Origin of the sequence: Bacillus sp. C28GYM-DRY-1, from assembly GCF_030519405.1 — a bacterium.
Classification (GTDB): domain Bacteria; phylum Bacillota; class Bacilli; order Bacillales; family Bacillaceae; genus Bacillus; species Bacillus spizizenii_A.
Window position 1 is genome coordinate 260,300 of the sequence record NZ_JAUMKF010000001.1, and the last position, 14,055, is coordinate 274,354.

General features: G+C 39.7%; 13 protein-coding genes and 2 pseudogenes. 11 read left to right on the forward strand and 4 right to left on the reverse strand.

What is annotated here, in order from left to right; translation table 11 throughout:
* Positions 1-67: 67 nt before the first annotated feature.
* From hflX to glnA, 4 genes are all read left to right on the forward strand, one after another.
* Entirely contained in the window at positions 68-1,330 is a 1,263-nt protein-coding gene (gene hflX / locus Q3W56_RS01315) for a GTPase HflX (RefSeq protein ID WP_302894231.1), read from the forward strand.
* A gap of 16 nt (positions 1,331-1,346) precedes the next feature.
* Positions 1,347-2,612 carry a methionine gamma-lyase family protein gene (locus tag Q3W56_RS01320; protein ID WP_302894232.1) on the forward strand — a complete coding sequence of 422 codons (1,266 nt, stop codon included), beginning with the start codon at positions 1,347-1,349 and terminating at the stop codon, positions 2,610-2,612.
* A 109-nt stretch (positions 2,613-2,721) separates the two neighbouring features.
* Positions 2,722-3,129: a transcriptional repressor GlnR gene (glnR, locus tag Q3W56_RS01325; RefSeq protein WP_019714493.1), complete on the forward strand. Its 408-nt coding sequence runs from the start codon at positions 2,722-2,724 to the stop codon at positions 3,127-3,129.
* 57 nt (positions 3,130-3,186) lie between these two features.
* Complete coding sequence (glnA, locus tag Q3W56_RS01330) at positions 3,187-4,521, forward strand: type I glutamate--ammonia ligase (RefSeq protein ID WP_019714494.1); 1,335 nt, start codon at positions 3,187-3,189, stop codon at positions 4,519-4,521.
* A gap of 112 nt (positions 4,522-4,633) precedes the next feature.
* Here glnA and Q3W56_RS01335 read toward each other — a convergent pair whose 3' ends face one another.
* Positions 4,634-4,837, reverse strand: a complete 204-nt coding sequence (locus tag Q3W56_RS01335; protein ID WP_483298515.1) for a tyrosine-type recombinase/integrase — start codon at positions 4,835-4,837, stop codon at positions 4,634-4,636.
* A gap of 87 nt (positions 4,838-4,924) precedes the next feature.
* Here Q3W56_RS01335 and Q3W56_RS20955 point away from each other — a divergent pair.
* Positions 4,925-5,063: pseudogene (locus tag Q3W56_RS20955) on the forward strand (phage holin family protein); the annotation flags it as partial.
* A gap of 13 nt (positions 5,064-5,076) precedes the next feature.
* Here Q3W56_RS20955 and Q3W56_RS01345 read toward each other — a convergent pair.
* Together Q3W56_RS01345 and Q3W56_RS01350 are read right to left on the reverse strand one after the other, a co-directional pair.
* A complete protein-coding gene (locus Q3W56_RS01345) occupies positions 5,077-5,466 on the reverse strand; it encodes an Imm50 family immunity protein (RefSeq protein WP_302894233.1) in 390 nt (129 codons plus the stop codon).
* Positions 5,467-5,480: 14 nt separating this feature from the next.
* Positions 5,481-5,636, reverse strand: a complete 156-nt coding sequence (locus tag Q3W56_RS01350) for an HNH/endonuclease VII fold putative polymorphic toxin (protein ID WP_302894234.1) — start codon at positions 5,634-5,636, stop codon at positions 5,481-5,483.
* A gap of 172 nt (positions 5,637-5,808) precedes the next feature.
* On the opposite strand from Q3W56_RS01350, the gene Q3W56_RS01355 reads away from it, so the two are divergent.
* From Q3W56_RS01355 to Q3W56_RS01380, 6 genes and pseudogenes are all read left to right on the forward strand, one after another.
* Positions 5,809-7,098, forward strand: coding sequence for a Na+/H+ antiporter NhaC family protein (locus Q3W56_RS01355; protein WP_302894235.1), 1,290 nt, complete (start codon positions 5,809-5,811; stop codon positions 7,096-7,098).
* Positions 7,099-7,447: 349 nt separating this feature from the next.
* Complete coding sequence (locus Q3W56_RS01360) at positions 7,448-7,741, forward strand: YolD-like family protein (RefSeq protein ID WP_302894323.1); 294 nt, start codon at positions 7,448-7,450, stop codon at positions 7,739-7,741.
* The gene (locus tag Q3W56_RS01365) at positions 7,734-8,984 is read left to right on the forward strand and encodes a Y-family DNA polymerase (RefSeq protein WP_302894236.1); all 1,251 of its coding nucleotides are present in this window, start codon (positions 7,734-7,736) and stop codon (positions 8,982-8,984) included. Before Q3W56_RS01360 ends, Q3W56_RS01365 begins: the two co-directional genes overlap by 8 nt.
* 136 nt (positions 8,985-9,120) lie before the next feature.
* On the forward strand, positions 9,121-9,879 hold the full coding sequence (locus Q3W56_RS01370; protein WP_302894237.1) for a YqcI/YcgG family protein: 759 nt from the start codon (positions 9,121-9,123) through the stop codon (positions 9,877-9,879).
* Between the two features lie 581 nt (positions 9,880-10,460).
* Positions 10,461-10,931, forward strand: a complete 471-nt coding sequence (locus Q3W56_RS01375) for a hypothetical protein (protein ID WP_302894238.1) — start codon at positions 10,461-10,463, stop codon at positions 10,929-10,931.
* Between the two features lie 797 nt (positions 10,932-11,728).
* Positions 11,729-12,654 (forward strand): annotated as a pseudogene (locus tag Q3W56_RS01380) (MFS transporter); the annotation flags it as partial.
* Positions 12,655-12,791: 137 nt separating this feature from the next.
* Here the strand turns inward: Q3W56_RS01380 and alr are convergent.
* Positions 12,792-13,976, reverse strand: a complete 1,185-nt coding sequence (gene alr / locus Q3W56_RS01385) for an alanine racemase (RefSeq protein ID WP_302894239.1) — start codon at positions 13,974-13,976, stop codon at positions 12,792-12,794.
* Between the last annotated feature and the right edge of the window lie 79 nt (positions 13,977-14,055).

Consider the following 14,055-nt stretch of genomic DNA (forward strand, 5'->3'; position numbering starts at 1 on the left):
GGTATAGACATGCAGGGTTTGGTATGATAATACTACTGCCCAATATGCAAAAGAAAGGAACATCCATTTGAACGAACAGGAAACTAGACAAGAAAAAGCTATTTTAGTCGGATGTCAGCTGCCGCATATCACGGATGAGCATTTTGAAAATTCTATGGAAGAACTTGCATCTCTGACAAAAACAGCAGACGGAAACGTACTGACCAGCGTCACACAAAAACGGAACAGGGCTGACGCCGCTACATATATAGGAAAAGGGAAGGTAGAGGAGCTAAAGGCACTGGTGGAAGAACTTGAAGCTGACCTCCTTATCTTTAATGATGAGCTGTCGCCAAGTCAGCTGAAGTCATTGGCAACAGCGATTGAAGTAAAGATGATTGACCGTACGCAATTGATATTAGATATTTTCGCAAAGCGGGCGAGAACGAGAGAAGGCAAACTTCAGATTGAGCTGGCTCAGCTGCAATATGCACTTCCGCGGCTGACGGGACAAGGGATCAATCTTTCCCGTCAAGGCGGAGGAATTGGGGCGAGAGGACCCGGGGAAACGAAACTGGAAACCGACCGCCGCCATATCAGAAATCGCATTCACGAAATTAACACACAGCTTTCAACCGTTATTCGCCATAGAAGCCGGTACCGTGAAAGAAGAAAGAAAAACGGTGTGCTTCAAATTGCACTTGTCGGATATACAAACGCGGGGAAATCTACATGGTTCAACCGCCTGACAAGTGCTGACAGCTATGAAGAAGATCTCCTGTTTGCCACACTGGACCCAATGACCAGGAAAATGGTTCTGCCAAGCGGCTATAGCGTGCTTCTGTCAGATACAGTAGGGTTTATTCAGGATCTTCCGACCACACTGATTGCTGCATTCCGATCAACGCTTGAAGAAGTAAAAGAAGCGGATTTGATCCTGCACTTGATTGACTCTTCAAATGAGGATTATGTAGGACACGAAAAAACAGTGCTTCGGTTGCTTGAGGAGCTTGAAGCCGATGATATTCCGATGCTGACGGCTTACAATAAACGTGATCAAAAACAGCCTGATTTCATACCGTCTGCCGGAAGGGATCATATTATGGTCAGCGCGAAATTTGAGGAAGACGCTAATGCGTTTAAAGAAGCGATTCAGCGCTATCTGCGCCAAGAGCTGTTAATGTCATTTGAAGCGCATGTGCCGGCAAGTGAAGGGAAACTCCTTTCCAGAATCAAATCGGAAACGATGGTTGATCGCTTCTATTTTAATGAAGAAAATGAACGGTACGACATATCAGGCTATGTACAGGAAGAGCAAAGCATTATCGGTGAATTAAAGAAGTATATGTAGGAAGGAAATTCAAAACATGTTTGACACATTAACACACGGAGAATTACTGAAAAAAACGGCAATGGAAGTGGAAGCGGACATTGCCGGTGTTCATAAACAAATAGAAGAAATGAGCGAGCGCAATGAATGGAGAGTGCTTCAAAGCTATAGAAAACACAAAGTAAGCGACACTCATTTCACGCCGTCGACTGGATACGGCTATGATGATATCGGAAGAGATACGCTTGAAAGCATTTATGCGGATGTGTTTGGCGGAGAAGCGGGGCTTGTAAGACCGCAAATTATCTCAGGCACGCATGCCATCTCGATTGCTTTGTTCGGTGTTCTCAGACCGGGGGACGAGCTTCTCTATATAACGGGCAAGCCATATGATACGCTAGAGGAAATTGTAGGCGTTAGAGGCGGAGAAAACGCTGGATCGTTAAAGGATTTTCAAATCGGCTACAATGCGGTTGATCTGACGGAAGACGGAGAAATAGACTATGATGCAGTCGCCGCTGCGATCAATCCGAAGACAAAAGTAATTGGCATTCAGCGCTCAAAAGGATATGCGAATCGTCCTTCTTTCTTAATTAGTGAAATAAAAGAAATGATTCGTTTTGTAAAAGAAATCAATGAAAACTTGATCGTCTTTGTGGACAACTGTTACGGAGAATTTGTGGAAGAGCTTGAGCCTTGTCATGTCGGAGCCGATCTGATGGCGGGATCTCTCATTAAGAATCCCGGCGGCGGTCTTGCGAAAACAGGAGGCTATCTCGTCGGCAAAGCGAAATGGATTGAAGCTTGCTCATACCGGATGACGTCACCTGGCATCGGCAGAGAAGCAGGAGCATCTCTTTACTCGCTCCAAGAAATGTATCAAGGATTCTTTTTGGCGCCTCACGTTGTGTCTCAAAGCTTAAAGGGAGCGGTGTTTACAGCGAGATTTCTTGAAAAGCTGGGCTTCAATTCTAACCCGAAATGGGATGCGAAAAGGACAGATTTGATACAATCCGTTGAGTTTTCTGACAGAGAAAAGATGATTGCCTTTTGCCAAGCCATTCAATTGGCATCGCCGATCAACGCCCATGTGACGCCTTATCCAGCCTACATGCCAGGATACGAAGATGATGTCATTATGGCAGCAGGCACATTTATTCAAGGAGCAAGCATCGAATTATCAGCAGATGGCCCTATCCGCCCGCCGTATGTAGCGTATGTTCAGGGTGGATTAACCTATTCGCATGTGAAGAATGCCATATGCAGTGCAGTGGATTCGTTGATGGAAAAGCAATTAATTTAAATTTTTTAAAAATTTCACTGAATTTGATGTTAAGAATCCTTACATCTTATTGACACATTATATAACATCACCTATAATGAAACTAAGTTAAGAAAAGGAGGAAATTGAGATGAGTGATAATATTCGCCGCTCAATGCCTTTATTTCCAATAGGAATTGTCATGCAGTTAACGGAGTTATCAGCAAGACAAATTCGATATTATGAGGAAAATGGACTGATATTTCCAGCCAGAAGCGAAGGGAATAGACGATTATTTTCATTTCATGATGTAGATAAACTGTTAGAAATCAAGCACCTGATTGAACAAGGTGTAAACATGGCAGGAATTAAACAGATTCTGGCGAAAGCTGAAGCCGAGCCGGAGCAAAAACAAAACGAGAAGCCGAAAAAACCAATGAAACATGATCTGTCCGATGACGAACTGAGACAGCTCCTGAAAAACGAGCTCATGCAAGCCGGCCGTTTTCAAAGAGGGAATACATTCCGCCAAGGCGACATGTCCCGCTTCTTTCATTAATCCGTTAGCAACTGTTTTGCTATATACATTTACCTTTTAGAGGAGGAGTTTTACGAAATGGCAAAGTATACTAGAGAAGATATCGTAAAATTAGTAAAAGAAGAAAATGTGAAGTATATCCGTCTTCAATTTACTGACATTCTTGGAACAATCAAGAATGTTGAGATTCCTGTAAGCCAGCTTGAAAAAGCGCTTGATAATAAAGTCATGTTTGACGGTTCTTCTATTGAAGGGTTCGTTCGCATCGAAGAATCAGACATGTACCTGTATCCAGATCTGAATACATTTGTTATCTTCCCATGGACAGCTGAAAAAGGTAAAGTAGCACGTTTCATCTGTGATATCTACAATCCGGATGGCACACCTTTCGAAGGTGACCCGCGAAACAACTTAAAACGGATTCTGAAAGAAATGGAAGACCTAGGCTTCAGTGATTTCAACCTAGGGCCTGAGCCTGAATTCTTCTTATTCAAATTAGACGAAAAAGGCGAGCCGACGCTTGAGCTAAACGACAAAGGCGGATATTTTGACTTGGCTCCAACTGACTTGGGAGAAAACTGCCGCCGCGATATCGTTCTTGAGCTTGAAGAGATGGGCTTTGAAATCGAAGCGTCTCACCATGAAGTAGCGCCTGGCCAGCACGAAATCGACTTTAAATATGCTGGCGCAGTCCGCTCTTGTGACGACATCCAAACGTTTAAACTAGTTGTGAAAACAATTGCCCGCAAACACGGCCTGCATGCGACATTTATGCCAAAACCATTGTTCGGTGTGAACGGTTCCGGTATGCACTGTAATCTATCACTCTTCAAAGATGGTGTTAACTCATTCTATGACGAAAACGCAGACCTTCAGTTAAGTGAAACAGCGAAACACTTCATTGCAGGTATCGTGAAGCACGCAACAAGCTTTACAGCAGTAACAAACCCGACAGTAAACTCATACAAACGTCTTGTTCCTGGCTATGAAGCGCCTTGCTACGTTGCATGGAGCGCGCAAAACAGAAGTCCGCTTATCCGTATCCCGGCTTCCCGCGGCATCAGCACACGTGTTGAAGTCCGCAGCGTAGATCCGGCTGCTAACCCGTACCTTGCACTTAGCGTATTGCTTGCTGCAGGCTTAGACGGAATTAAAAACAAACTAGAAGCGCCAGCTCCAATCGACCGCAACATCTACGTCATGAGCAAAGAAGAGCGCATGGAAAACGGAATCGTTGACCTTCCTGCAACACTTGCGGAAGCGCTAGAAGAATTCAAATCAAACGAAGTCATGGTCAAAGCGCTGGGCGAGCACCTCTTCGAACACTTCATCGAAGCAAAAGAAATCGAGTGGGATATGTTCCGCACACAAGTACATCCTTGGGAGCGCGAACAGTATATGTCTCAATATTAATCTCTCAATCCCTTGGCACTATTGGTGTCGAGGGATTTTTTGATTTTGATTAATAGAATGAAGAATTAGTATTTTTGGTCAATGACCAAATTATGACCAAAAATATTTGAAGTTAGAAATCTAACTCTACAATTGACGAAACGTAATTCTCGTAATTCTTTATCCGGTTTTGGTCAAGTCTTTTACTTACATGGGAATAAACAACGGCGGTTACCATCATACTTTTATGTCCTAAGCGCTCTTGAATATATTTCATGTCTGCACCCGATTCTAAAAGTAATACAGCATGCGTGTGCCGCAATGCATGGACTGGCATTTTATCAATGTTTGCTCGATTTAGAATGCGAAAAAATGCATTGAAGAGGGTAGACTTCGGCACAAAAATTCCCGTCAACCCGACTAAATTGGGGGTGTGAAGTACTGATTTACTACTGGTTCTAAGCATTATTGATGTAATAACCAGTGTGGTCAAGGCTTGGAAATTTAAAAAGCTGCGAAGCCGAAGCGCTTGGTTTGGTTACGTCCGGAAAATGCTTAGTTTTTTAATCAAATAGTTCATATAGCTTCGTTAATATAACCATTAATTGATTGAATAAAACCGGTGTCAGCTTTTATCTTTGCGTTAATTTCACCTGTTACATTTATTTCTAATAAGCCTTGTTCATCCTTAGTTATCTCAATGTTTCCTCTGTATGTATCTGAAGAAGTTTTCATTTCTAAGGAATGGATATCGAAGAAGTCCACTTGAAGGGCGATTGAGTTGTATCCTAGATTAACCCATTTCTTAGGTGGATTATCGGCATAGAATGGCATATCAAAATGCAATGTTACTTTTCTGCCTTCCTCTTTTATATAAATACCCTCAATGCGTACATTTTCTAAGCTTGGGACCTCGCTATATAAACTATTTAAAAAATGACTTTCTTCTATATTCTTGTACCACATAAAATCACCTCAAATTATTTGTTAAAAGGATAATGTTCTTTTGTCCCAGGGACCTTTCCCGTTCGAGTATTATCAATTGGTCTAACGTTAAAGTGCGGACCTTGACCACCTTTTTCATGTCCAGTGCTATGATCTTGTATAATAATTTTTCCGCTTGGGAATCTTCCCATAAACTGTTGATAAGAGTGTTTATTCCTCTCCTTTAAAAAATTTTTCTTTCTTCTCAGTTATTGATGTAATAATGACTATACTATTTTCTGCTTGACTTTTTTACTGTAGCCTTTTAAAGTATGGAATGTTGTTTAGACGACTTTGATACTGAAATTAGAGGTGGCTGCTTAGATGAAACAAAATGGAAATCCTTGGGCGCTATTTCCACTATTTTTATTTGTAGGTCTTTTTGTCGGCTCTGGTGTAATAACTGGAGATTTCTACAAATTGCCAATATTGATTGCAGCAATTATAGCATCAGCTTTTGCGCTTTTATTAAACCAAAAGCAACCGCTCAATCAAAAAATAGAATGGTTTGCTTCCGGTGCAGGACAATCTGACATTATTATTATGGTTATCATTTTTGTATTAGCAGGTGCTTTTGCTTCTGCGGCTGAGGCGATGGGAGCTGTACACTCAACCGTCAACCTTGCTTTGAGTTTTATTCCGCAGCAGTTTATGCTGCCAGGGCTTTTTATCATTTCTGGTTTTATTTCTGTTTCGATGGGAACATCAATGGGCACGATTGCGGCAGTTACTCCAATTAGCGCCAGTTTGAGCGGAGAAATTGGCTTGTCCGCTGCAATAGCTATTGCAGCTGTTGTGGGCGGAGCTATGTTTGGAGATAATCTTTCTTTTATTTCGGACACTACCATCGCGGCAGTACGGTCACAAAAAACACAAATGATAGATAAATTCAAAACAAATTTTTTGATCGTTTTTCCTGCTGCTATCATAACTGTCATTTTATTATTTTTTATACCGACAGGACACGTAGGACATACCGGAGCTGAATCTTACAGCTGGTTTAAAGTACTTCCTTATGTTGCCGTGTTAGTCTTTGCGTTAATTGGATTTAATGTGGTGGCTGTCATTTTCTGCGGATTGATCTTAACAGGAATTATAGGGTTTGCAAGCGGAAGCTTGACGCTTGCATCTTATTTTAAAGCAATTACAGATGGGATTGCAGGAATGTCTGATCTTATCATCCTTTCAATGTTAATTGGCGGAATGGTCGGCGTCATGAAACAAAACGGAGGGATTGACTTTTTAATGGGATTCATTTCTAAAAGAATCCATTCGAGAAAGGGCGCTGAAGCTGGTATTGCCGGATTGGTCAGCGTTACAAACCTAGCTACTGCCAATAATACAATTGCTATTATTGCAGCCGGGCCAATTGCGAAAAATATCTCTGATGAATTTAAAATCGACAATAGAAAATCAGCAAGTATTTTAGATATCTTTTCCTGCGTAATTCAAGGTTTAATACCTTATGGCGCGCAGATGTTATCGGCAGGGAAGTTTGGAAAAATATCGCCTGTCAGTATCGTGCATTATTCTTTCTATCCTGTTATAATCGGGATCTGCGGTATCATAGCAATTATATTTGGTCTGCCGAAATTCACTAGACGTTCAAAATAAATATAAAAAATAGGTATCGAATAGTACCTATTTCTTAATTCTTTCATTTTATGATACACAATTAAATGTTGATGGCCTAGTGGGTGAATAACGAGAGTTCAAGCCCTCTCGGCCGCAACAATAATAACAAGGGTTTTGATGCCCTTGTTTTTTTGTGTCTTCGAATTGTTAGAGGTGTATTTGTTAAGTAAGGGTCATTCTAGGCTATGGAATGGCATTACCAACATTTACATCGAACCTTTGTTCCTGTTGTTATTGAATGAAGAACGTTTGTTCTGTTAATATTAGATCAATAAAGGAGTGAGCCAAATTGCTTAGAGATCGAGGAACAATCAAATGGACATCAATGATGCTTCCGGAACATTTAACCCAGCTTAAACAAGATTTAATTGATGTATCAAAAATTGAAAAGCCGTCCTTAGATGACCAACAAATTGAAGAGATGGAGCTTCTCGTCTCTGAGGCATTGGAATTTAATAAAGAGCTGCAATTCAAGCTTTTTAACGATGGTTTTGTTGAAATTGTCGCCGGCAGAGTGCATTACATTAATTTTGAGCAACAAAAGCTACACGTAAAAGACCAGAACGACAATACAGTTTATATCAACATGAGAGACATCTTAGGAGTTACATACAATGATTGATTACTCACAATTTACACGTAAGAATATACTTTGTGTCGATATGAAATCCTTTTATGCTTCTGTATCGGCTGTAACAATGGGGCTTAACCCTTTAACATGCTATCTTGCTGTTGTAGGAAACACGGAGAGACAGGGAAGTGTAGTGTTAGCTGCATCTCCTGCACTTAAAAAAGATTTTGGAATCAAAACAGGGTCGAGACTATTTGAGATACCTGAAGATCCAAGAATACACATTGTAAATCCGCAAATGAAGCTTTTCATCAGAGTTTCAACTGAGATTACAAAACTGTTTTACAGATTTGTTCCTGAAAAATGTGTCCATACGTATTCAATTGATGAATCTTTTTTAGATGCAGGAAAAGAAAATCCTGAAGAAATGGCCAAAGCCATCCAAAGCAGCATGTGGAGAGAATTTGGCCTAATGTGCACAGTAGGTATTGGAGATAATATGTTACTCAGTAAGCTTGCGCTTGACCTGGAGAGTAAGAAAACGAAGAGTGGGATTGCACGTTGGAGATATGAAGATGTGCCAAATAAACTCTGGAATGTTCATCCGTTGTCAAAAATGTGGGGGATAGGAGGGAGGATGGAAAGAAACCTGAATCTGATGGGAATATCAACAGTAGGTCAGTTAGCCAAATTTCCTTTAGAGCTGCTTGAAAAGAAGTTCGGAATAATGGGAAACCAGTTGTATTATCATGCTCATGGAATCGATTTATCAGAAATTGGAGCTCCATTGATGGAAGGACAGATTAGTTTTGGTAAGAGTCAGATTTTGCTGAGGGATTATACAAGGAGAGAAGAGATTAAGGCTGTTCTTCTGGAGATTTGCGAGGAAGTCGCAAGAAGGGCACGTACACACAACAAAGTTGGTCGAACAATTAGCCTCGGAATTGGATACAGTAAAGATGAGCTTGGTGGTGGATTTCATCGATCCAAAACAATTGATCTTCCCACAAATATTACCATGGACATTTATAGATGCTGCTTGATGCTCTTTCATAAGTTTTACTCGGGTAAAACAGTGAGAAGTATCTCAGTTACGTTATCAAATATTGAGGATGATGTTAATCAGCAGTTGAGTTTATTTGAAGTGGATAATGAAAAGAGAAGGAAACTCGGATTTGTAATGGATGGGATTAGGAGTAAATATGGGTCGAGAGCAATTCTGAGAGCCGTTTCTTATACACCTGCAGGAACTGCACTTCACAGAGCAGGGCTGACTGGTGGACATAAATCGTAAAATATGATCTCCTTCTTACATGTAAAGTGGAAATCTTTCAACCATAAAAGTGTTGTGGAACAGTGCCTAATTATTAACAGGACAAACACCTATACAACACTTTTGCGATAGTCTAATGATGTAAGGAGGCTATCGTATGACAAACTTAATGAAAGGAATTGAAGCAGCTGCCCAAGCATGTCTTTTACCTTGGCAAAAGGATGCACTGAATGCTTTTAGTAACAAAATGAAAGATAAAGAGCATCTTTTTCCATGTATTCCAGCTACTCAATCTTTCTCACTTGGGCACCTCAGGTATGGATTTGTAGGGCAACCTCAATATGACCAAACATCCCTAGAACTAGCCAATTTACTAAAAGAGTTCACGATAAACTGTAGGGATTACGGGAAGTATACAACGTTGATTGTATTCTTTGACACGCCTCAAGATCTTATTAATAAAAGCAGCGTAGAGGATTTTGAATTATTGTTTTGGGAGCAACTTAACAAATTGCATGACCTAGATGAGAAGGATTGGCCCATTCATATTCCCCAGAATCCATCAGAACATGAATGGGAATATTGTTTTCATGGGGAGCAGTATTTTATGTATTGTGCCACCCCAAAGCATGAAGAGAGAAAGAGTAGGCATTTTCCTTATATGATGATGGCCATTACCCCGCGTTGGGTTCTTCAAGAATTTAATAAGAATGAAAAATACGCTAAAAAGATTAAAGAACAAGTAAGAAAAAGAATTAATCAATATGATACCATACCCATTCATCCTGCTTTAAATAGTTACGGGAATGTAGATAATCACGAATGGAAACAGTATTTTCTAAGAGATAGTGATACTGAACTACCAAATTGTCCATTCTTAAGAAGTTTAATTGACAAAGAAAATAGAAACTATTAATAAAATGATTGAATTCATCATAATTACCTGTACCCTCATCAAAAAAGCGCACCTGCAGCAAAAAGCAGCGCGCTTTTTTGATGAGGAATCATAAAAAAACAACAATACTACACACAATGAAGCCAAACTTCAATAGAAGAATTAATATTAGATAGATGATATAGTCCAGTAGGTAAAGTTTGATGAAGATATAAATAGATGGGTTTTAAACTAGCTTTCTTGGTCATAGTGACATGAACGTATCAGGACGGCCTTTTGCATCTATTCGGTTATTCGTATGATTATTCTTCGCTCTATTTATTGTTCCAAAGAACACCTTAAAATTTGTAATGGGATATGAAATTTACTTATATGGCATTTCGTTTGCTTTAATCTTTTGGGTCTGGGACTCAGTTTTTCTCAACAGGCAAAGACAGCATTTTCCCCTGAAACAACTACCCTCTAAATTCTAATTCATATTATAATTGAAAAAAGAGGTAGGGGGATATTTACTTTAAGGAGGAATTTGAGAAATTAAGAAACTTCCAGGAGCAGTTGATTCTTAAATCATTAATGACCAAAAATTGGGGATGATGTCAAAAATGGTATTGTATAATGAATTTATAAATATAGCTAAAACTCTTAATAAAGAGTTAGATATCATTCCGTTATTATATGGATCTTTAGGTCTGGAAAAGGTAACTGGGTTGGATTTCTCCCCAGAAGATATTGATATCCTTATTCCTTTAATCTTTTTAGAGGAAAAGTGGGAAAAACTAAAAAAACTTATGGAACTGCAAGGATACAAAATGGTTGATTTACACGAGCATGAATTTAGGAAAACGAATATTAAAATAGGCATTGCTTACATTGAGGATTTAAAACCATTTGCAGATATAGACTATAATAGTTTAGAGGTTTTTGAAGATGACGGAGCGAAATATCATTTGTTAACTATTGATGATTACCTCAAGGTTTATAATAAATCTTTGTTAGATGGCTATAGAAGAACAAAAAAGAATCATAAAGACCAAAGTAAAATTAACATATTGAAAAAACTAATACAGCATTAATTTCTATTATTCTCTATTGTTCCAACGACAAACATAAGTTTGCAGCAATGTACTAAGATTCCTTCATTGATTAACGGTGGATTTAAAGGAACTGAAACGGGTCAACAAATATGATGAATACCCTGAGTTGGAATGGGTGTGTATCTAATTGTTTAAGGTTATAAAAATATTAGCCAATGGGCAATAACGGGCTTAGCTATTTTATATGGTGTTAGCTGGTGTCCCCAACAGGAACTGCTTGTGTACATACTGCGTGAATTATTCATGTCAATGCATTCTTTGACTGTATGGAGGAGTGTAAATAATTAATATCTTAAGTAAAATACTATTTATTTTGTCTGGTTGTGCATTGTTGATTTTTGGAATTGTCTTAAAGGATGGGTCAATGGCTTTTGGATTGTTCGCTTTATTCTTCTTAGCGGCTATCATTGTTCGTGTATTTCATAAACGAACTGAATAACATAAGTAGAAGCCATATTGTAGGAGAGGAAACTACTGCTTAAAATAAAATGAAGATTTAAAAATCAAAAAATACTAACATAAATTTCTTGTTGTTGTTGTTGAGATCGGATTTACATGACCTTTAATGGTCCAATAATGTTTAAGATTTCAATTAAGCTGTTTTCAATGAATGGGTAAGCAAGTGGAATTTTTTATGAAGGGGAAGGCAAAACAATTTTCACTTATGTAGGGAAAATAAATAGATCTTTAATGAGGTACTGAGTGGTTTATGTTATTTAGAAATACTCTGGAATGTCTCCGGTTGACGCTGAGGGGAAGAGGCTTTATTGTCACTTTCAGTGGCAAATACCGGACATGTTTGGAGATACATGCTGGTCCTTTGTGCTACTCCGGCTGTAATGTTATTTGCCAGTATGCTCAGAGTTCCAAAAAGCCCGAGATGGCTAATCTCCAAAGGCAAAAAAAGTGAGGCGCTGCGTGTTCTTAAACAAATTCGAGAAGAGAAACGTGCAGAAGCTGAATATAGAGAAATACAAGCAGCGGTAGAAAAAGATACAGAACTTGAAAAGGCATCACTCAGTGACTTTTCTACACCATGGCTGCGCCGTCTTTTACTGATTGGAATCGGTGTTGCCATAGTGAATCAAATTACAGGTGTTAACTCGATTATGTATTATGGCACTCAAATCCTTAAAGAATCTGGTTTTGATACAAAAGCAGCTTTAATCGCTAATATTGGGAATGGGCTAATATCAGTCATTGCCGTTATATTTGGGATTTGGCTGGTCGGAAAAGTAAGAAGGCGCCCAATATTATTGATTGGTTTGGCGGGAACGACGACAGCACTTTTATTAATAGCAATATTCTCAATAGTGCTTGCTGGAACTGCAGCACTCCCTTATGCTGTTCTTTCTTTGACCGTTTTATTTCTTGCCTTTATGCAAGGATGCGTAGGGCCTGTGACTTGGCTGGTCATAGCGGAAATATCCCCTCAAAGATTAAGAGGGCTTGGTTCTGGAATTTATGTGTTTTTCCTGTGGATTTTAAACTTTATGAACGGTTTTGCTTTTCCGATATTGCTTAGCTCTGTAGGTTTGTCTTTTACATTCTTTATATTCGTGGCGTTGGGTATATTGGCACTCCGTTTTGTTTACAAATTCATGCCGGAAACAGAGGGGCGTACACTTGAAGAACTTGAAGAGCATTTCCTTCTCAACATGATAAAGATACCCCAGAAAAATCAGCTATTGAGGTATCATGATTTATAATACAATCATGATACTGACGCATGAAATCTCTCTGCCTATAGGAGGGATTTTTGTTTGGTTTCAGAAAAGTAAAATCCCTCCGGTAGAGGAAGCTTGATTCAGCATAAAAGGCATAAACGCAAGTGCAAACCTACACGTATAATACTGGAGTTGATACCTTGAAAATCTCACCATCTCTTATATAAAAACGAGGGATGCGGCGGCTTAATGTAGACACCACTTCATAGTTAATCGTATTAAGCATTTCAGCAACTTCATCGACGGAAATCTCGGCTCCCTTTTGCTGGCCGTAAATCACGACTTCCTCTCCTTGTTTACCTTCACCGCTCTCGCCTAAACTCACCATGATCATATCCATCGTCACTCTTCCCGCCACCGGGACTCGTTTTCCGCGATGAAGAATAAACCCGCGATTTGAAAGTGCACGGGAATAACCGTCAGCATATCCGATCGGAAGGGTAGCAATGACTTCGTCGGGTTCTGCGATGTATGTCGCGCCATAGCTGATGGTTCGGGGTTCTGTCCGCATGGTTTTCACATAAGCGATACGCGCTTTTAAACTTAATGCAGGAGCAAGCTTCACGACGTTTAGTTGTTTGATATAGGTTGAAGGATATAACCCATATAAGCCGATACCTAAACGAATCATATCAGCACTAAATTCAGGAAAAGCAATAGCTGCAGCCGTGTTGCTCATGTGCACGGTGGGCAGTTCAATGCCCTGGTCTTTTAAAAAGCTGAGAAAACTAATGAATTTATCGTGTTGCAGCTCGGTTAGTGTGGTGTCAGCTTCATCAGCTGTAGAAAAATGTGTAAATATCCCTGTCCATCTGAGAGATTTGCTTGCCTTTAGTGCCTTCACTACTGCTAAAAGTTCTCCCTTTGTGCGTACACCTAATCGTCCCATCCCAGTATCCACGTTAATATGAATAGCCAGCCGGTCAGTACTAGCTTCTTTTTCCAATATCTCGTTAGCTTCTTTAATCCAATCAACCTGGAATGCTGATAATGTTATATTCCAAGCTGCTGACTTTTCCACACAACTAATGGAGGTAAATCCAAGCACAAGGATAGGTGCTGTAATCCCCGCTTTTCGTAAAACGATTCCTTCCTCCACGCTGGCAACAGCGAGCTCACTCGCCCCATGTTCCAGTGCATGGCGCGCCACTTCTACAGACCCATGACCATAACCGTTTGCTTTTACGACAGCCATAATTTTGCTCTTATCTGGAATATGACGGCGAAGCGCTCGTAAATTTTTTTTTACGGCATCAAGATTGACTTCAATCCAAACTTCTCGGCAAAGCTTTGTCATTAACGCTTCCTTCCTTCTTATGGAATAGTAAAAAAGCATTTAACCGCAAAATTATTGGATAGTTTCGATCTTATTTTAT